The sequence below is a fragment of the Amycolatopsis taiwanensis DSM 45107 genome, assembly GCF_000519205.1.
GTDB lineage: Bacteria > Actinomycetota > Actinomycetes > Mycobacteriales > Pseudonocardiaceae > Amycolatopsis_E > Amycolatopsis_E taiwanensis.
Genome location: NZ_JAFB01000005.1, coordinates 128,337 through 146,286, shown reverse-complemented (window position 1 = coordinate 146,286; position 17,950 = coordinate 128,337). Strand labels below are relative to the sequence as shown.

The following is a 17,950-nucleotide window of genomic DNA, read 5'->3' as shown; positions in this document are numbered from 1 at the left end:
TGAGCCTGTTTCGCTCAACCTTTCTGACAGGGTAACGACCTGGCCCGGCATCTTGTTCCCGTCACGCGGTGTGGACGGTCGCGTCGCCGCTGGTGGTGCTGATGTCGAGGACGGGCCCCGAGACGTCCGTCGGGACATCGATCTGGCGATCGCCGCTGGTGCTGCTCCCCGAAACGTGATAGCGGCCCGGGGGCACGATCACCCTGACGTCACCGCTGGTGACCCGGACGCGGATGTCCTGCGCGGTCCGGAGGGAGACGTCGACGTCGCCGGAGGTGGCCGAGACGTCCACCGGGCCGGTGTTGCGGAGCCTGACGTCGCCGGACGTCAGCTCACCGGTGACCGCGGTGCCGGCGGGCACGGTCACCTCGAAGTCGACCGAGCAGTTGTGGCCACAGTCGGACAGCACGAGTTCGTCACCGTCGACGGTGAAGGCGTCGCCTGGCACGGCATCCCGGTTGTAGTGGAAGCGCTGGTGGATGGTCGTGGCCGCCACCGGGCCGGTCTGGATCATCACGTCGCCGGAGTCGACGTCGAACCGGACCGTGCGGATCTGCTGCGAAACCTCCCGGTTGACCTCCGCCGTGGTCCGGTTCCAGTTCCACCAGCCGAAGCCGACCGCAATACCGGCCCCGATCAGGGCGATGCCTCCGATCGCCAGCGCGGGCCTGCCCATTGCTGCCTCCCCTGTCAGGTTTTCGATATCCAGACGCTAAACGTGCGGCCGGGCGGCGGACATCAGGGAGCACCCCCGATTCTTCCCTGGGGTTGCCCTTACCTTCCGTGCGCGCCCCTAGGCTCTGGGCGAGAAGATTTCCGCGACGAGGAGGAGCGATGTCACAGCCACCCAACCCATACGACTTCCTGCCTTCTTTGCCCGGTTTCACCCTACGCAGCAACGACCTCGCCGAGGGCGACACATTGCCGACCCCGATGCTGAGCGGCATTTTCGGGGCCGGCGGCGAGGACCGCTCGCCGCACCTGGCGTGGGAGGGTTTCCCGGCCGAGACCCAGAGCTTCGCCGTCACCTGCTACGACCCGGACGCCCCTACGGCGAGTGGCTTCTGGCACTGGGCGGTGTTCAACATTCCCGCGTCGGTTACCGAACTGGCCTCCGGTGCCGGTGACGCGGAGGGCTCCGGGCTTCCCGAGGGCGCGATCACGCTGGCCAACGACGGCGCGCTCAAGCAGTTCCTCGGCGCCGCCCCGCCGCCCGGACACCGCCCGCACCGCTACATCTTCGCCGTGCACGCGGTGGACGTGCCCAAGCTGGACGTGCCGGAGAACGCCACCCCCGCGTTCCTCGGGTTCAACCTGTTCAGCCACGCCATTGCCCGCGCGCTGCTCACGGGTATCTACCAGAACAAGGGCTGAGACACCAGCCCGAGCCAGCGCCTGACCAGTCCCCCGCGCGGGCCTCATCCCGTGCGGGGGGACGGTCGGCGCGAGGGCTCCGATCGTTGTTTTGATCGTTATGCGTGCCCGGTTTGTGCCGAAGGGTCGAGTAGCCGAACCAGGCCGGCTTGTGCGAATCGGTCGAGCCGACGATCGGCGGAGACCAAGGTAAGCCCATGCTCGGTGGCGAGTGCCGTGAGATGTACGTCGGTGACGAGTGCGCTGGTGAGTTCATGGACTTCAAGGAACTTCCCGAACAGATCCCGGTGCTCAGGAGTGGGCGCCGGAATCCATGCGGCCGGCTGGTCCAGCCAATCGGTGACACGGCTCCACGACTCCCGTACCGAGGCGGGCAACGAGAAGATCCTTCCGTTCGTTGTTATGCGGACAAAACCGAAGACGGACAGCCACGGCATGCCCACGGTACGAGGGGGACCCGCCAGCTTGTCGTCCAGCCAATCCCGGACCTGATCGTGCCGGTCCGAGTGCGGGTTGACCGCGTCGATCAGGACATTGACGTCGAGCAGATACGTCATGAGTAGTCGTCGACGTCAAGGTCGCTGAGCAGCTCACCGGTGCGGCTCAGGTCCTTCACCAACGGTTTGCCCAGCATCAGCGGCCTAGTTCGGAAAGTCTCGCGGCGTGGCTTGCACACCTCGACCTCGTTCACCAGCCCTGCGCGAAGGGTGTCATTCACGACCTGCTTGAAGCTTGCCCCGGTATCCCGGCGCTTGCGTTCGAGAAGGACGGCGAGGTCGTCGTCGATGGTGAGGGTGGTACGCACCAGCCTAGTCTATCACGATTTTGATGACTTGATGCTTTTCGCAGTTCAGAACGGTTTCAGCGGGTGCGAGGACAAGGCGGAACTCGTCGGCGCCTAGTGGCTCGTCGTCGATCAGGACCGTTTATTCCGCTGGCCAGGCCGGGTTGCGGCCGGTGAGGCCGATGAGCTTGTCCAGCGGCGTCGCGTCGGCAGGCACCTCGACGATCGGGCCGAACGGGCTGCCGGCGTCGGGTTCCTTGGTCGCTGCCATGGACACGAACTCCAGGCAGGCCGCCAGCGAGGCGGGGTCGCTCCGGAACGGCTGCCCGGTGGCCTTGGCGATGTCCCAGCCGTGCACCACAAGCTCGTTCATCGCGACGTTGCCGGCCACCGGGCCGGGCAGTTGGACGCCACCGGCCTGCGTCATGCCTTCCCAGGCCGCCGGGTCCCGCCAGGCCTCGGCCAGCGCGGTCAGCCGCGCGGGGAAGGTGGTGCGCCAGTCGTCGGGTAGCCGGGCCGCGTCGCCGGACGGTCCCGCGCTGGTCAACGAGAAGTCCTTCGCGGCTGCGGCGGTGAACGCCAGAGACAGGCCACCGACGTGGTCGATCAAGTCGCCCAGGGTGTACGCGGTGCACGGGGTCGGTGCGGTGAGCTGTTCATCGGCGATGTTCGCCAGCAGGTCCGCGAGTTGGCCGGCGGCGGGGCCAAGGTCGGTCAGATCGGTCATCGACGGCTCCTTCGTGTGGTCTGTCCTACTGGGGTAGACCGTCACGTCACTCCGAATTCATCGGTCCCCCCAACGCCTACCAGGGAATCGTGGTTGCCGGTTGGCGCCGAGCACAACGGGAGCAGAACGGGCGAGGTCTCAGTGCGGTTTCAGGAGGTAGTCGACGACGGGGCGGAGTTCCTCGGCGCTCGGTGGCTCGTCGTCGATCAGGCCCTGGATCAACAGCCCGTCGATGCCGGCCAGGAAGGCCCGCAGCGCCACCAGGTCGTCGGGTCGCACCATCGAGGTCAGCACGTCCAGCCAGCGCCGGGCGGCGGGGCGAAGCTCCGGGCGGCGCGCGGCCAGCAGGTAGAGCTCGTACTCCGCCATGGTCCGGCCGCGGCGGGGGCCCAGCGCCGAGGCGAGCAGCGTGGCGACCTCGTCCGCGCCCCGGCTACCCCGTGACCTCGCCCGGTCGATCATCCAGTACACCTCGGTCGCCATGTCCTGCGCACACGAGATCAGCGTCGCGATCAGCAGGTCGTTGAGGGTCGCGAAGTGGTAGGTCGTCGAGGTCGTGGGCACCCCGGCCTCGGCCGCGACCGTGCGGTGGGTGACGCCGGCCACCCCGTCCCGCTCGATCACGCGAAGGGCCGCGTCGATGATCTCCTGGCGTCGCCGCTCGCCGCGTGCCTTGCGCCCGTCCCGCTGCTGCATCTTCATTTCGCGGCCCCCAGTTCGATCAGCGTGACACCCGCGATCACCAGCACCAGCCCGCCGATCATCGTCAGGTTGATCGGCTCCTTCAGGAACAACACGCCGATCAAGGCGACCGCAGCGACCCCGATGGCCGCCCACAACGCATACGCCACGCCGACCGGCAGGCCCGCCTTGAGCACCGCCGCCAGCGCGACGAAGGCGACCCCGTAGCCGGCGACGACCACGATCGACGGAACGAGCTTCGAAAACCCGTCGGAGAGCTTCAGTGAGACGGTGGCGGACACCTCGGCGGCTATCGCGAGGGCGAGCAGCAGGTAAGGCACGCCACCAAACTACCTGAACGATCGTCCTAGAATCGAGGGAGTTGTACGCCACAACCGGGGGACGTCACGGCGTCTCATGGATTACTCATCAGTAGTTCGTGCTACGCAAGGATGAAAGGTCCACTGGAACATGGGCGTTCTGCAGGTCGTGCTCGGGGTGATCGGGGTCGCCACCAGCATCGCCGCCTGGATCATGTTCGGCGCCGGTGTCTGGCGCATGGTGCGGATCATCCGGCTCGGACAACCCGACGCCACCCGCAACGGTCCCTTCTGGCCGCGGCTGTGCACCCTGGTCAAGGAGTTCGCGGCGCACACCCGGATGAACAAGTTCCGGCACGTCGCCCCGTGGCACTGGCTCGTGATGTGGGGCTTCCTGATCGGCTTCCTCGCCTGGTTCGAGGCCTACGGCGAGACCTTCCAGCCGCACTTCCACTGGCCGGTCTTCGGCGCGTGGGAGCCGTGGCTGCTGCTCACCGAGTTGCTCGGACTGGGCACGGTGCTCGGTGGCGTGGCCCTGGTCGTCATCCGGCAGCGCAACCATCCGCGCCGAGCGGACCGGCTCTCCCGCTTCGCCGGGTCCAACTTCCGGCAGGCCTACTTCGTGGAAACCGTGGTGATCCTCGAGGGCCTCGGCATCCTCGGCGTCAAGGCGTTCAAGATCTCCAGCGGGATCGAGGACCCCGCGCTGTGGAGCAGCTTCGTCACCAAACCGCTCGCCGCGCTCCTTCCGGCCAGCGCCGCCGCGGTGAGCATCACCGCGCTGATCAAGCTGCTTTCCGGCACCGTCTGGCTGGCCGTGGTGAGCCGCACGCTGACCATGGGAGTGGCCTGGCACCGGTTCAGCGCGTTCTTCAACATCTACTTCAAGCGGGAGGCCGACGGCGACGTGGCACTCGGCGCGCTCAAGCCGATGATGAGCGCGGGAAAGCCGCTCGACTTCGAGGAGGCCGACCCGGAGAAGGACGTGTTCGGCGCCGGCCGGGTCGAGGACTTCAGCTGGAAGGGCTGGCTGGACTTCACCACCTGCACCGAATGCGGCCGCTGCCAGTCGCAGTGCCCCGCGTGGAACACCGGCAAGCCGCTCTCGCCGAAACTGGTCATCACGCAGCTGCGTGACCACGCCTACGCGAAGGCGCCGTACCTGCTCGCGGGCGGCCGGAAGGACATGGCCGGCGAGGAGGTCGGCCTGACCGACGGCCACGCGGGCCTGGACGTGCTGGCGCTGGCCGAGGCCGAGCGCCCGCTCGTCGGCGGTCCGGAAGAGCTCGGCGTAATCGACCCGGATGTGCTGTGGTCGTGCACCACCTGCGGCGCCTGTGTCGAGCAGTGCCCGGTCGACATCGAGCACGTCGACCACATCGTCGACATGCGCCGCTACCAGGTGATGATCGAGTCGAACTTCCCGAGCGAGCTGAACGGGATGTTCAAGAACCTGGAGAACAAGGGCAACCCGTGGGGGCAGAACGCCAAGGACCGCCTCGCCTGGGCCGAGGATCTCGACTTCGAAGTGCCGGTGTTCGACGGAGACCTCGGTGACGCCGAATACCTGTTCTGGGTCGGCTGCGCCGGCGCCTTCGAGGACCGCGCCAAGAAGACCACCCGTGCCGTGGCCGAACTCCTGCACATCGCGGGCGTGAAGTACACCGTGCTCGGCCCCGAGGAGACCTGCACCGGTGACCCGGCCCGTCGCGCGGGTAACGAGTTCCTGTTCCAGATGCTCGCGCAGCAGAACGTCGAGGTGCTCAACTCGGTGTTCGAGGGACGCGACCAGCGCAAGATCGTGGTGACCTGCGCGCACTGCTTCAACACGCTCGCCAACGAATATCCGCAGATCGGCGGCCAGTACGAGGTCGTGCACCACACCCAGCTGCTGAACCGGCTCGTGCGCGAGAAGCGGCTCGTCCCGGTCGCGCCGATCGCCGAGGACGTCACCTACCACGACCCGTGCTACCTGGGCCGGCACAACAAGGTCTACGAGGCGCCGCGTGAGCTGATCGGCGCGTCGGGCGTGCAGTTCCGGGAGATGCCACGCCACGGGGACCGGTCGATGTGCTGCGGTGCGGGCGGCGCGCGCATGTGGATGGAAGAGAAGATCGGGAAGCGGATCAACGTCGACCGCGTCGACGAGGCGCTGGGCACGGCGGCATCGAAGATCGCGACCGGTTGCCCGTTCTGCCGCGTGATGCTGACCGACGGTGTCACGGCCCGCCAGAGCGACGGGCAGGCGAGCGAACGAGTGGAGGTCGTGGATGTTTCACAACTGCTGCTCTCGGCGGTGAAACGCGGTCCGCAGACCTCGCCCGGCGCCGCCGGCAAATTTGACGTATTGCCAACACCGGAGGCCGACCCGCTCGAAACCCGCTGACGACTCGACAGGGCGGGCATGCACGTTATTCTGTCCCCGCAGCCGACGCCGTCGGGGGCACTGCGACCTGCACACCTGAGGCGAGATCATGGGTATACGTGCTGGCACCGGACCGGCTGACGAGCCGGTGCCCGCGAGGGCCGGGGCTCGGTTCCCTGCATCCGAGCCGGCCGAGCCCCAGCAACCCGAGGCGTCGCCCGCACCACACTGGCCACTGGACCCGGCCGCAGCGGAGCGCCCCCCGCCATATGGGCAGCCGGCCGGGACGGACTGGAGCCGGCACGTCGAGAACGAGGAGATTTCCGGCCCGCGGGTCCGCCCGTATGTGCTGACCCGTGGCCGTACGCATTCCTCGTACGAGTTGCGGCTGGAAACCCTGGTGTCGTTGCGCGCGGACGCGGTGTGGGAGGGGTCGGCGCTGGGCGCCGAGTACCAGCCGGTGCGGGCACTGTGTGTCGCGCCGCGGTCGGTCGCCGAGGTCGCCGCGCTCCTGTCCGTGCCGCTCGGGGTCGCGCGGGTGCTGCTCTCCGACATGGCCGACATGGCGCTGATACACATCCACGGCACCGAGCGCACCGCCGAGGGACGGCCGCCGATGGCTCTGATGCGGCGCGTCCTCGACGGCCTGCAGCGGCTCTGAGCACTCATAGCGCGTGTCCCACACTCCCGTCGCGCGTGTCCCACGTTCCCGTCCCGCGTGTCCACGTCCCGGTTTGCCCGTTGTTGCCTATTGCACGAAGAAGTGAATCGGTGGTTCACTTGTTGCGTGCCGTACCGGCGGACTCCCCAGGTTCAGGCGCGCCTGGACGCTCAGCGCGCCGCGGTCCTTCGTGCCGCCGCCGAACTGCTGGCGGAGCGGGGATACGCGGGCTGCTCGGTCGCGGCCGTCGCGGAGCGGGCGGGCATCGCCACCGGCAGCGTCTACCGGCACTTTCCCGGCAAGGCCGAACTGGTCGTCGAGCTGTTCCGCGGAGTGGTCGGCCGTGAGGTGGCGGCCGTGCGGGAAGCCGCGGCACTGCCCGGCGATCCGGTCGACCGGGTCGCCGCCGTTTTCGAGACTTTCGCCAAGCGTGCGCTGAAAGCGCCGCGCCGGGCCTACGCGCTGCTTGCCGAGCCTGTCGATCCGCCGATCGAAGCCGAGCGCGTCGTCTTCCGCCGAGTGTTTCGCGATGTTGCCGCCGAGCACATCGGCGAGGGCGTCCGGACCGGCCTGCTGCCGCCCCAGGACGCCGTGTTCACCGCGGCGGCGCTGGTCGGCGCCGTGACCGAGATGCTCGTCGGACCGCTGACCACCAACGACGACACGGCCGCCGAACTCCGGCCGTTCATCCTGCGAGCCCTTGGGAGCCGGAATGCCTGACACGCACGAAGTGACCAACCAGGTGCCGCCGCTGGTCCACGACGTCGCCGACGATCCCGCGTTGCTGGCCGCCTTGCACCGGGAAGGCGCCGGCTGGGCCGAGGAGGAACTGCACGAACTCGGCCGTCTCGCCGGGAGCGAGCAGGGCCAGGAGTGGGGACGACTCGCCAACGAGAACCCGCCGAAGCTGCGTACGCACGACCGTTACGGGCACCGGATCGACGAGGTCGAGTACCACCCGCACTGGCACGACCTGATGCGGGTCGCGGTCGGCCACGGCCTGCACGCGACGCCGTGGCGGGACGACCGGGCAGGCGCGCATGTCGCACGCGCGGCCAAGGTGATCGTGTGGAACCAGGCCGAGGCCGGCCATATCTGCCCGATTTCCATGACGTACTCGGCCATTTCCGCCCTGCGCTTCAACCCGGAGCTGGCCGCGGTCTACGAGCCGCTGCTCGCCGCGCCGGAGTACGACTTCGGGCTGCGCGTGCCCACCACCAAACGCGGGTTGATCGCGGGCATGTCGATGACCGAGAAGCAGGGCGGCTCGGACGTGCGCATCAACACGACCACGGCGACCCCGTCCGGCGACGCCTATGTGCTGACTGGGCACAAGTGGTTCACCTCTGCCCCGATGTCGGACCTGTTCCTGACGTTGGCGCAGGCCCCCGGCGGCCTGTCGTGCTTCCTGCTGCCGCGCGTGCTGCCCGACGGCTCGCGGAACCGGATCTTCTTGCAGCGCTTGAAGGACAAGCTGGGCAACCGGTCCAACGCGTCGTCCGAGATCGAGTACGACGGCGCGGTCGGCTGGCTGGTCGGCGAGGAGGGCCGGGGCGTGCCGACCATCATCGAGATGGTCAACAACACCCGCCTCGACTGCGTGCTCGGCACGACTTCCCTGATGCGGCAAGCGATTGTGCAGGCCGTGCACCACGCCGTGCACCGCCGCGCGTTCGGCGAGTACCTCCTCGACCAGCCCGCAATGGCCAACGTGCTGGCGGACCTGGTGGTCGAGTCCGAGGCCGCCACGACGGTGGCGATGCGGCTCGCGGGCGCCACCGCCGACCCCGCGCAACAGGACTTCCGGCGCCTGGCGCTCGCGGTGACGAAGTACTGGGTGTGCAAGCGTGGACCGGTGCACGTGGGCGAGGCGCTGGAATGCCTTGGCGGCAACGGTTATGTCGAGGACTCGGGCATGCCGCGGCTCTATCGGGAGGTGCCGCTGCTGTCCATTTGGGAGGGTTCCGGCAACGTCGCGGCGCTGGATGCCTTGCGCGCCATGGGAAAGCAGCCCCAATCGGTCGAGGCGTTCTTCGCCGAGGTCGAGCTGGCCGCCGGTGCCGATGCCCGGCTCGACGACGCGGTGGCCACGTTGCGCAAGGAATTGTCCACTGTGGAGGACGCTCAGTTCCGGGCGCGTCGGTTGGTCGAGTCGATGGCATTGGTATTGCAGGGTTCCCTGTTGGTGCGTCACGCTCCGCATGCCGTCGCGGACGCCTTCTGCGCGTCCCGGCTCGGGGGCGACTGGGGTGCGGCCTTCGGCACTCTGCCTCCGCGCGTCGACACCAAGGCGATCATCGGCCGCGCGCAGCGGTAGTTCGCCGTATCGCAGTCCTTCGAACGGGCGGACGCGCTAGCTGTTCGGAGTCGTGACCTTGTCACCTGGCCGGCTCGGATGCGTGATCACCGGAAGGCGTCGCGGCCCGAGGATGACCTGCTCGAACGAGACCATTTCGTCGGCCCGGTCGTGGTCGATGGCGAGACGCTCGGTGCGTTTCAGGAGCTCCTCCAGCACCACACGGGCTTCGAGGCGGGCCAGCGGTGCGCCGAGGCAGAAATGCACTCCGTGGCCCAGGGTCAACTGGGCGGCGCCGCCGATGCCGCGGCCGGGGTCGAATCGGTCCGGGTCGGCGTGCGCGTCGGGATCGCGGTTGGCGGCGAGGATCCACGCCGTCACCAGGGCGCCGGCCGGCACCGCGACTCCGCTGAGCTCGACCGGAGCGACCGTGGCGCGCTGGAGGGCGGGGAAGGAGGGCCGGTAGCGCATGACCTCCTCGATCACGGGCGGGATCCGAGTGGGGTCGACGTGCAGGTCGGCCCACACCTGCGGGTGCTCGTCGAGGGTCCGCACGATGTTGCCCAGCAAGGCGGTCGTGGTGATGTGCCCGGCCAGGAGCAGCGTCACCGCGAAGTTGGTCGCTTCCTCGTCGTCGAGGGCGCGTCCTGGAGAACTTGCGGTCAGCAGCCTGCTGATCAGGTCGTCGCCGGGCGCGGTCCGGCGTTCTCGGCAGCGTTCGGCCAGATAGCGGCTCAGCGGGGCGAGTACGGCGCCAATGTGGTCGCCGATGCTCGGGTCGCTCGGTGATTCGCCGTTCTGCATCTCGAACAGCGCCGCGGTCCAGCGTGCGAACAGTCCGTGGTCCTGCGGAGGAAGCCCCAGCAGTTCGGCGATCACCGTGATGGGCAGCGGCTGCGTCAGCGCTTCGACCAGTTCGAACCGGTCGCCGGCCGCGTCGAGCAGTTGGCCGGTCACCTCTCGAATCCGCGGTTCGAGCGCCGCGATCGACCGGGGCGTGAAGGCGGCGCTGAGCACTCCGCGCAGCTCACGGTGCTCGGGAGGGTCGAACTGGGTGACCATGCCCGGCGCCCGTGGGGGCATCCCGGGAACCACCCGCGACAGGTCCGAAGAGAAGGAGTCGGTGTCGCGCAACACCGTTCGGACGTCGGCGTGGCGGAACACGTGCCAGCCCCCGAAGGGCCCCTGCCAGACGGGATGCTGCCGGCGCATCCGGGCCGTCCAGGCGAGCACAGCGGACTCGTCGGTCAGCGGCGGGATGGCGTTCGCGGCTGCTGTCATGGCTGTCCCTCCGCGAGTTTGCGCGCGACCGCGATCGTGTCGACGGGGCGCTCCACAGACATGCGAGTCACGTACCCGACGCGGGCGCCCCGCCGCCCCGATAAGGGGGTCTGGGGGCTTGCCCCCAGTCGGGGGCGTGGGGGCGGAGCCCCCACAAGACACGGGACAGAGACGCGCGCTCGGTGGTCACCATGATTGCCGCGGGTTGATTCAAGGGGTCTCATGACAGGGCTCCATTTCTCGAACGGTGGTCGGTAATTGCACCGTACCACTTCCGGTACGCTGTTCGGGAAAGATTTTGGGAGAGGTTCTGGTGCCTGGTGCTACTCGTCCTCGGGGGCGTCCGCCGCGTCACACGACGGCGGAGATCACGGCGGCTGCTTGCCGCCTGGCCGATCGTGAGGGCATCGAGGTGGTGACGATGCGGCGCGTGGCGGCCGAGCTCGGTGTCGGCGCGGCGTCGCTGTACACCTATGTCGCCACCCGCGATGACCTGCTCGATCTCATGCAGGACGCGGTGGCCGACGAGTACCAGTTGGGCGCGCTGACCGGTGACTGGCTCGCGGACGTGGTCGCGGTGGCGATGCAGACCCGGGAAATCCTGCTGCGCCACCCGTGGGCGGTCGCGCTCGTCGAGGCCAGGCCCAGCACCGGGCTTCGTGGGCTGGACGTGTTCGAACACGTCCTCGCCGCCCTCGCCGACCACCCGGCGGACGACGACAGCAAGCTGGTGGCTTATGGCGCCGTGAACGCTGTAGTCATCGCCTTTGTGCGGAGCGAGACCTCGGCCCACCGCATGGCCGCGCGAACCATCGCCCAGCTGACCGAGGCTGCGAACGATGGGCGCCACCCGCACATCGCCGCCCTGCGACTCGAGCACCAGGGCTCGGGTGAGGAGAACCTCCGGCGCACCATCACCGGGATCCTCACCGGGCTACTCCCCGATTCTTAGGGTCACGATGTGATCGCCCCCGGCCGGCCGATCTTCGGTAGCCGTCGCCTGTTTCACTCCACACCGGTCAGCCGCTCCGTTGCCCGATGCGTGATCCGCGCGCTTTCGCCGGTGAACTCGGCGATCAGGCGCAGTTGCTCATCGTCGTAACGCTCGCAGAGCTTCCGCATCTGTTCCAGCAGGTACGCCCACGGGCCAGGGTCGCCGGGCCGGGTGAGTTCGATCAGGACCTTGCGGCGGTCTTCGGGATGCGGCGAACGCCGGACCATGCCCTTGCGTTCCAGCCGGTCGATCAGCGCGGTCACCGAGGCAGGCGCGAGGCCGGAGTGCCGGACCAGGTCCTTCGGGGTGAGCGGGCCGAAGCGCGACAGGTAGTCCATCGCCTTGGCCTCGATGGCTGAGAGCCCACGCTTCTCCCCGATCGCCGTGTGGAACATGACCATCTCCGTGGAGAGCATGCGGCAGGCCATCAGGAGCTCGCCGAACAACTCTTCCCGCTCACTTGACACGCCGACCAGCGTAGCCCACTATTTAGTTCGACCAAACGAATTAGTTTCTAAGAGATTCGAGGAGTCGAAGGGTATGACAAGGGCGCTGATCATCGGCGGAGGCATCGCGGGCACGGTGGCGGCCATCGCGCTGGGCAAGGCCGGGCTGGAGCCGGTCGTGTTCGAGGCTTATGACCGCACGGCCGACGGCGTGGGGGCGTTCCTCACCCTGGCCAAGAACGGGCTCGACGCGTTGGACGCCATCGGCCTGCGCGGGGTGGTGGAGGAAGCCGGCTTCGCGACTCCCGGAATGCGGTTCTTCAACGGCGCCGGCCGCGAGTTGGGCGAGGTGCGGATGCCCGCCCGGACCGTGGTGCGTTCAGACCTCTACGTCGCGCTGCGAGACGAGGCTGTGCGAAGGGGCATCCGGATCGAATACGGCAAGCGACTGGTGGACGTCGGCGACGGCGTGCGCGCGCGGTTCGCGGACGGGACGTCTGCCACGGGAGACCTGCTGATCGGTGCGGACGGTCTGCGCTCCCGGGTCCGGGAGATCATCGACCCTCGGGCACCCAAAGCCCGGTACATTCCGCTGTTGAACACCGGCGGCTTCGCCGAGGGAGTGCGGGTCGACGAGCCGGTCGGCGTCTGGCACATGATCTTCGGTAACCGCCAGTTCTTCGCCTACCTCCGGCGGCACGACGAAAAGGTCCTGTGGTTCGCCAATCCGCCCCGCAAGACCGAGCCCACGCCGGACGAGCTGGCCGCGATCAGCGACGAGCGGTGGCGTGCCGAACTGATCGGCCGCGCCCGGGCCGACCGTGGCCTGGCCGCCTCGATCATCGAGGCCACGCCAGTGCTCTTCCGGCCCTGGGCGACGTATGACTTCCCGAGCGTGCCGACCTGGCACCGCGACCGCATGGTCATCATCGGCGATGCGGCCCACGCCGCCGCGCCGTCGTCCGGGCAGGGCGCGTCGATGGCCCTCGAGGACGCTGTCACGCTGGCGAAATGCCTGCGGGACGTCGAGGTCGAGGAGGCGTTCCGACGGTATGAGAGGGCCCGCCGTGAACGGGTCGAGAAGGTGGTCGCGGCCGGGAAACACGCCGGCGACGGCAAGATCGCGGGCCCGTTCATGCGGACCGTGCGTGACTTCTTCGTCAGCCGCGGGTTGCGTAACGACGACCCGGGCGCGATGAACTGGATGTTCGACCACCACATCCAATGGGACGCCGCGGTCGCCTCGCGGGACTAGCGCCAGGTGTCCACGCGGTGGAAGTTCTGGTAGGCGCGGCTCGGCGTGGGGCCACGCTGTCCCTGGTAACGGGACCCCGCCTGCGCCGAACCGTACGGGTGCTCGGCCGCGCTGGTCAGCCGGAACAGGCAGAGCTGACCGATCTTCATGCCCGGCCAGAGCGTGATCGGCAGGTTCGCGACGTTCGACAGCTCGAGCGTGATGTGGCCGGTGAAACCCGGGTCGATGAACCCGGCCGTGGAGTGCGTCAACAGCCCGAGCCGGCCCAGCGACGACTTGCCCTCCAGCCGGCCCGCCAGGTCGTCGGGCACGCTGACCAGCTCGAAGGTCGACCCGAGCACGAACTCGCCGGGGTGCAGCACGAACGGGTCCTCGCCCTCCTTCTCCACCATGGACGTCAGCTCGTCCTGCTGGAGTGACGGGTCGATGTGGGTGTACTTGCTGTTGTCGAAGACCCGGAAGAAGCGGTCCAGCCGCACGTCGATACTGGACGGTTGCAGCATCCCGGGGTCGAACGGATCGATCCCGAGGCGTCCGGCTTCGACTTCCTTGCGCAGGTCGCGGTCACTGAGCAGCACGAACCCACCCTAGCGTTCGGTGTTGTCCCCGCTGTTCAGGCGGCCTCGCCCTCGCGCATGTGCCGCGCGTAGGTCGTGTCGAGGCTGAACACCTTGGCCAGCCGGGCGAGATACTGGCGCCGTTCGATGCCCCCGATGAACTCGCGCACCGCGGTCGCGCCCGGGATGTGGCGGCGCGCGGTCTCGGCCGCGAAGTTCATCGCGGCCCCGGCCAGCACGGCGGCCTGGGTGATCGGGTCGTTCGGGATCTCCAGGAAATCGGCGTTCTTCTTGCCGAGCACCAGCCGGCTGATCGACGAGTGGACCCGCACCGACAGCTCCGACACGACCTTGCCGAGCAGCCCGCTGCCGACCCGCGCGTTCGACCGCACGAGGGCCTTCGCGAGCCGTTTCGAGTCCTCGTCCGGGATGAACTCGGTCTCCGCGAGCAGCCAGAACAGGCGCCACGCGTCGTCCTCGTCGGCGGGCAGGAGCTCCTCGTCGACCCCGATGAGCCAGCCGACGTAGCGCCACAGGTGCAGGATGTCCGCGCGTTCGCGCTCGGTGTAGCGGATGCCGAGCAGTTGGCTGCCGAAGACGAAAACCAGCGAGAAGAGCAGGAGGGTGCCGACGGTCTGGGCCTGGTTGACCGGCTGGTCCCACGCGGCGTAGTCCCAGTCCGGCCGCCGGTTCATCGCCGCCCGCACGTACGCATGCACCAGCCGCACGCGCAGCGCGGACGCATAGCCGATCTCGCCGCGCCGGAGGTTGCCGGGGGTGGTGACGTCGATCCACCACGCCGCGGTCTCGACCAGGCGCCGACTGGCCATCTTCTCGATCTGCCCGGTCGCGACCAGGGATTTCGTCGCCCGCGAGGCCAGGTAACCACCCATCAGCGACATGTCACCGAGCGGGAACAGCCCGAGCACCCCGGTCCGCGTGATCGCCCTCGCGCCGCGCTCGACACGTTCGTAGTCCACCCAGAACGGCGTCGACTCGACCTCGCGGAAGAAGTCCGCAAGCTCTCTCGGCGGGTTCTCGACCGCCCCGATCCCGTCTCTTATCGCGACTTCGAACAACCGCCGGCCCTCCGGCAACCGCCGGAACATCGCGACCACCGCGTCCGCGAGCGGATCGGTCGCCTGGGCGAACTCACGGAACCTGCGGACCTGCTCCCCGGTGGCGCGGATGTCCCCGCGGACGAACATCCGCGAGGCCAGCCGAAGCCCGCCTTGACTGAGGATCTCGGGGTCGGGCAGGCGCTCATCCATGACAACGATCGTTGTCACTTGCTGAGGCAGTGTCAAGGACGGGGGTTCGGTTCGGGGAAGCGACGCGCCGTGTATGCTCTGAGGCGCTGCGGATGTAGTTCAATGGTAGAACATCAGCTTCCCAAGCTGAGAACGCGGGTTCGATTCCCGTCATCCGCTCTCAGTGTGAAGGCCCAGGTCAGTGGATGTCTACTTAGGACCTGGGCCTTCACTGTTTCTAGATCAACTCTTGAGTTGGGCCATTAACGGGCCATTAGCTCACCGGGACCAACGTGCCCGAGCTGCCGCCGTCCGGATCATCGTCCTCGTCCGTCGATCCCTTCCGGTGATCATCAACGAGCTTGGACAGCCGGTCCGCGATCCGTTCATCGGCGTCACTCGTCGCCCGCTGATAGATCAGTGCAGCCCGCATGTCGTCGTGTCCCATCCGGGCCATCAGATCCTTGGTCGAGGTCCCCGCCTTCGAAGCCCAGATGTTCCCCGCGTGCCGCAGGTCGTGGAAGTGCAGACCCTTCAGGCCCATGTCGGCGACCACCTTGGTCCACTTCACCCGTTGGTTGAAGTTCGGCCGACGCAGCGCGTTCCCGTTCCGCTCACCCGAAAACAACAGCGCCGTCGGCTCCGACTTGACGTATGTGGCCAGGTGCTTGACCACTTCGGACCTGATCGCGGCCGGGATGATCAGTTCCCGAACCCCGGCGCGGGATTTCGGTGGTCCGACGATCAGGCCACGCCCGGGAACCTCGACAAGCGCCTGAGACACGCGAAGCCAGCTTGCATCCTCAGCGATGTCACACCGCCGTAGGGCCGTGACTTCACCCCATCGCAGGGAGTTGAACGCGGCCAGCAGGACCAGCGCTCGGAACCTGCCCGGCATGCGGTTCGCCAGCTCGAAGACCTGGGCAACCGTCACCACCGGCCGTTCTGCCGCATGCTCACGGTCGGCACCACGCACGCGGCAGGGATTCCGGGGAAGGATCTTGTCCTCATCCACGGCTGTAGTCAGGACAGCCCGCAGCAGCCGGTAAGCCTTGGCTGTCACCGACTCGGACACCCCGGCCATCAACCGTTCCGAGCGCCACTGCCGAACGATCGAGGTGGACAGCTTGCCCAACTCGACACCGCCGAGGTACGGCTCAATGTGTTTGCGGAGCAGCCACCGATACAGCTCGACCGTGCGCGGACGCAGGCCGGGCCGTTGAGTAATCCACTGCGCCGCGTAGTGGCCGAGCGGAATCTTGGCCCGTTCCGGATCGGTCCATTCTCCCGTCATTATCTGGGTTTCTGTCAGCGACAGCCACCGTTCGGCGGCTCGCTTGCTGTCGAACATCTGCGGAGCGCTGCGCATTCGTCCGTCCGGACCGGCAAATGGCGCCGGGTGGGCGAGGAACCACCCACAGCACGTAGGTGAACTACTAGCGCAGCCCTGGGCCCAGCTCGCGCTTCGCCGTCGCGGTGACACCGATACCTTGCACCGTATGCAGCAGGGCCAAGTATCGGTCTGGGTGCCGATCATCGTCGGGGTCATCGGTCTCATTAGCGTGATTGCCGGACAGCTCATCAACGCTTGGCGTGAAGATCGCCGCTGGAAACGTGATCAGGAACGCGAGGAAGTCCGCTCTCGACGTCAACGAGAGGCTGATGCAGCTAAGCGAGCGCACGAGATACTACTGCATTGGGCCGATCGCAAATTCGCCCTCTATAGCGAATTACTCGATTGTGTTCACACACTGATGCGCCACACGGTAAAGCTTGGCCGGGGCCCGGTCAAGGTTGGGTTCTTAAGAGAATGGGAACATCTTTTCAAAGAAGTGAGCGCAGCTGAAGAGCAAGTTCGCCTTGTAGCATCGAAACGGCTTCGTCAGTTGGTGAGTCACAATATTGTGAAGCTTGAACCTCCCGTGTGGGCCGACGAGTTTCAGCGGGATTTAGGTAGAAGCATTGAGAAGAATGACGCCTGGGAGGAGCTTCACGAGGAGGAAACCAAGCTTATCAAGAAGATAACGTGGGAACGTCACCGAAAAATTGTCGCCTATCATCGGCAACTCACCGAGGTTATGCGCGACGAACTCGGAACGAACACTGAGAAAACGGGGACAGGGAATCACGCGACCGCGCCGAGCGAGGACGAGTGAGCACGTCATGACAGAGCGGTAGTGGTCGCCTATGGCGCCGTGTCAGGCTCGCCGTGCTCAACCGGGACCGCTTGATCTGCAAACTCTGCGATCAGCCCATCGACCCGGCGCTGCGGCCGCTCAACTTGTGTAGTGGACTCAAGGTACCCGAAGCCGATCGCGCCCTGCCGTTCGCTGCCGAATTTGGCTCTATGGGATTAAGGGCGGCGCGCGGGCGCGCCGCCGCAGCCGACACGCCTGCCGCTCCGCTTCGGCGGCCGGCCGCACTCTACTCGCTTCGCCTGACCTGCGAGACTGGTAGGCCATCCTCGCTGAACATGGCCGCAGGAACATCGAAGGATGATGAGTACACCCGGCGCTGTTTGCCATCCCGGCTGAAAGCTGTCGCGTACGCCCGGAGCGCTAACGTGCCTGTGAAGTCCTCGAGACTCAGAGACCTACATAGCACTTCGCGCGTCAGCTCGGTTGCCACCATACATTCCCCAGGTTGAATCGACTCAAGATGCGAGTGGCAGCCTTCATAACTCTGCTGGTGATCCAGCCATTCGATTCCGATGTTCACCACTGTCGCTGTTGAACTCGATGGATTGTAGGCGCGGACTTCGATTCTCCACAGCCTGACACCGAGCTCTCGTTCGGCAGGATCTCCTATCACCACGGGGTGTACCACCAACGGCTGCGCCTTCTGCCGCAGCTCCTGCCAGCGCCAGACCGCCTGAGCGAGCGATACTAGTAGCGCGGCTGAGGAAAGTCCGATCGCGACCCAGTTCGTCAGCATGCAGGGCATTATCTCGGGGCTCCGC

20 protein-coding genes and 1 tRNA gene are annotated in these 17,950 nt (G+C 67.4%); 9 read left to right on the top strand and 12 right to left on the bottom strand.

The window, feature by feature from the left end; genetic code table 11:
• Window positions 1–61: 61 nt before the first annotated feature.
• Window positions 62–676 (bottom strand): DUF4097 family beta strand repeat-containing protein, encoded by a 615-nt coding sequence (locus A3CU_RS0105545; RefSeq protein WP_027941422.1) that lies wholly within the window; start codon window positions 674–676, stop codon window positions 62–64.
• Window positions 677–834: 158 nt separating this feature from the next.
• On the opposite strand from A3CU_RS0105545, the gene A3CU_RS0105540 reads away from it, so the two are divergent.
• Entirely contained in the window at window positions 835–1,374 is a 540-nt protein-coding gene (locus A3CU_RS0105540) for a YbhB/YbcL family Raf kinase inhibitor-like protein (RefSeq protein WP_027941421.1), read from the top strand.
• 98 nt (window positions 1,375–1,472) lie between these two features.
• Here A3CU_RS0105540 and A3CU_RS0105535 read toward each other — a convergent pair whose 3' ends face one another.
• From A3CU_RS0105535 to A3CU_RS0105510, 5 genes are all read right to left on the bottom strand, one after another.
• Window positions 1,473–1,931 carry a TA system VapC family ribonuclease toxin gene (locus A3CU_RS0105535; RefSeq protein ID WP_027941420.1) on the bottom strand — a complete coding sequence of 153 codons (459 nt, stop codon included), beginning with the start codon at window positions 1,929–1,931 and terminating at the stop codon, window positions 1,473–1,475.
• A complete protein-coding gene (locus A3CU_RS43595) occupies window positions 1,928–2,179 on the bottom strand; it encodes a hypothetical protein (protein WP_043840650.1) in 252 nt (83 codons plus the stop codon). The genes A3CU_RS0105535 and A3CU_RS43595 overlap by 4 nt, the downstream gene beginning before the upstream one ends.
• A 121-nt stretch (window positions 2,180–2,300) precedes the next feature.
• A complete protein-coding gene (locus A3CU_RS0105520) occupies window positions 2,301–2,885 on the bottom strand; it encodes a TIGR03086 family metal-binding protein (protein ID WP_027941419.1) in 585 nt (194 codons plus the stop codon).
• Window positions 2,886–3,023: 138 nt separating this feature from the next.
• A complete protein-coding gene (locus A3CU_RS0105515) occupies window positions 3,024–3,581 on the bottom strand; it encodes a TetR/AcrR family transcriptional regulator (RefSeq protein WP_043840694.1) in 558 nt (185 codons plus the stop codon).
• A gap of 2 nt (window positions 3,582–3,583) precedes the next feature.
• Window positions 3,584–3,907: a DMT family transporter gene (locus tag A3CU_RS0105510; RefSeq protein WP_027941417.1), complete on the bottom strand. Its 324-nt coding sequence runs from the start codon at window positions 3,905–3,907 to the stop codon at window positions 3,584–3,586.
• 130 nt (window positions 3,908–4,037) lie between these two features.
• On the opposite strand from A3CU_RS0105510, the gene A3CU_RS43590 reads away from it, so the two are divergent.
• From A3CU_RS43590 to A3CU_RS0105490, 4 genes are all read left to right on the top strand, one after another.
• On the top strand, window positions 4,038–6,272 hold the full coding sequence (locus A3CU_RS43590) for a (Fe-S)-binding protein (protein WP_043840693.1): 2,235 nt from the start codon (window positions 4,038–4,040) through the stop codon (window positions 6,270–6,272).
• Between the two features lie 88 nt (window positions 6,273–6,360).
• A complete protein-coding gene (locus A3CU_RS0105500) occupies window positions 6,361–6,912 on the top strand; it encodes a DUF742 domain-containing protein (RefSeq protein WP_027941416.1) in 552 nt (183 codons plus the stop codon).
• Window positions 6,913–7,038: 126 nt separating this feature from the next.
• Window positions 7,039–7,632, top strand: coding sequence for a TetR/AcrR family transcriptional regulator (locus tag A3CU_RS0105495; RefSeq protein ID WP_027941415.1), 594 nt, complete (start codon window positions 7,039–7,041; stop codon window positions 7,630–7,632).
• Window positions 7,625–9,229, top strand: a complete 1,605-nt coding sequence (locus tag A3CU_RS0105490) for an acyl-CoA dehydrogenase family protein (protein ID WP_027941414.1) — start codon at window positions 7,625–7,627, stop codon at window positions 9,227–9,229. Before A3CU_RS0105495 ends, A3CU_RS0105490 begins: the two co-directional genes overlap by 8 nt.
• Before the next feature lie 36 nt (window positions 9,230–9,265).
• On the opposite strand, the gene A3CU_RS43585 is transcribed toward A3CU_RS0105490, so the two are convergent.
• Window positions 9,266–10,489: a cytochrome P450 gene (locus A3CU_RS43585; RefSeq protein WP_052371476.1), complete on the bottom strand. Its 1,224-nt coding sequence runs from the start codon at window positions 10,487–10,489 to the stop codon at window positions 9,266–9,268.
• A gap of 247 nt (window positions 10,490–10,736) precedes the next feature.
• On the opposite strand from A3CU_RS43585, the gene A3CU_RS0105480 reads away from it, so the two are divergent.
• Window positions 10,737–11,441 (top strand): TetR/AcrR family transcriptional regulator, encoded by a 705-nt coding sequence (locus A3CU_RS0105480; RefSeq protein WP_342668895.1) that lies wholly within the window; start codon window positions 10,737–10,739, stop codon window positions 11,439–11,441.
• 53 nt (window positions 11,442–11,494) lie between these two features.
• Here the strand turns inward: A3CU_RS0105480 and A3CU_RS0105475 are convergent, their stop codons facing one another.
• A complete protein-coding gene (locus A3CU_RS0105475; RefSeq protein ID WP_027941412.1) occupies window positions 11,495–11,950 on the bottom strand; it encodes a MarR family winged helix-turn-helix transcriptional regulator in 456 nt (151 codons plus the stop codon).
• Window positions 11,951–12,023: 73 nt separating this feature from the next.
• On the opposite strand from A3CU_RS0105475, the gene A3CU_RS0105470 reads away from it, so the two are divergent.
• The gene (locus tag A3CU_RS0105470; RefSeq protein ID WP_027941411.1) at window positions 12,024–13,184 is read left to right on the top strand and encodes an FAD-dependent monooxygenase; all 1,161 of its coding nucleotides are present in this window, start codon (window positions 12,024–12,026) and stop codon (window positions 13,182–13,184) included.
• Here the strand turns inward: A3CU_RS0105470 and dcd are convergent.
• Together dcd and A3CU_RS0105460 are read right to left on the bottom strand one after the other, a co-directional pair.
• Window positions 13,181–13,762 (bottom strand): dCTP deaminase, encoded by a 582-nt coding sequence (gene dcd, locus A3CU_RS0105465; RefSeq protein WP_027941410.1) that lies wholly within the window; start codon window positions 13,760–13,762, stop codon window positions 13,181–13,183. The genes A3CU_RS0105470 and dcd overlap by 4 nt on opposite strands.
• A 35-nt stretch (window positions 13,763–13,797) precedes the next feature.
• The gene (locus tag A3CU_RS0105460; protein ID WP_027941409.1) at window positions 13,798–15,012 is read right to left on the bottom strand and encodes an oxygenase MpaB family protein; all 1,215 of its coding nucleotides are present in this window, start codon (window positions 15,010–15,012) and stop codon (window positions 13,798–13,800) included.
• An 88-nt stretch (window positions 15,013–15,100) separates the two neighbouring features.
• Between A3CU_RS0105460 and A3CU_RS0105455 the strand changes: the two genes are divergently transcribed.
• Window positions 15,101–15,171, top strand: a tRNA-Gly gene (locus tag A3CU_RS0105455).
• A gap of 94 nt (window positions 15,172–15,265) precedes the next feature.
• Here the strand turns inward: A3CU_RS0105455 and A3CU_RS0105450 are convergent.
• Complete coding sequence (locus A3CU_RS0105450) at window positions 15,266–16,528, bottom strand: site-specific integrase (RefSeq protein WP_211246360.1); 1,263 nt, start codon at window positions 16,526–16,528, stop codon at window positions 15,266–15,268.
• On the opposite strand from A3CU_RS0105450, the gene A3CU_RS52215 reads away from it, so the two are divergent.
• Window positions 16,491–17,147, top strand: a complete 657-nt coding sequence (locus A3CU_RS52215) for a hypothetical protein (protein WP_156960247.1) — start codon at window positions 16,491–16,493, stop codon at window positions 17,145–17,147. The two genes, A3CU_RS0105450 and A3CU_RS52215, sit on opposite strands and share 38 nt — an antisense overlap.
• Before the next feature lie 268 nt (window positions 17,148–17,415).
• Here A3CU_RS52215 and A3CU_RS52210 read toward each other — a convergent pair whose 3' ends face one another.
• On the bottom strand, window positions 17,416–17,925 hold the full coding sequence (locus A3CU_RS52210; RefSeq protein WP_156960246.1) for a hypothetical protein: 510 nt from the start codon (window positions 17,923–17,925) through the stop codon (window positions 17,416–17,418).
• Window positions 17,926–17,950 lie beyond the last annotated feature (25 nt).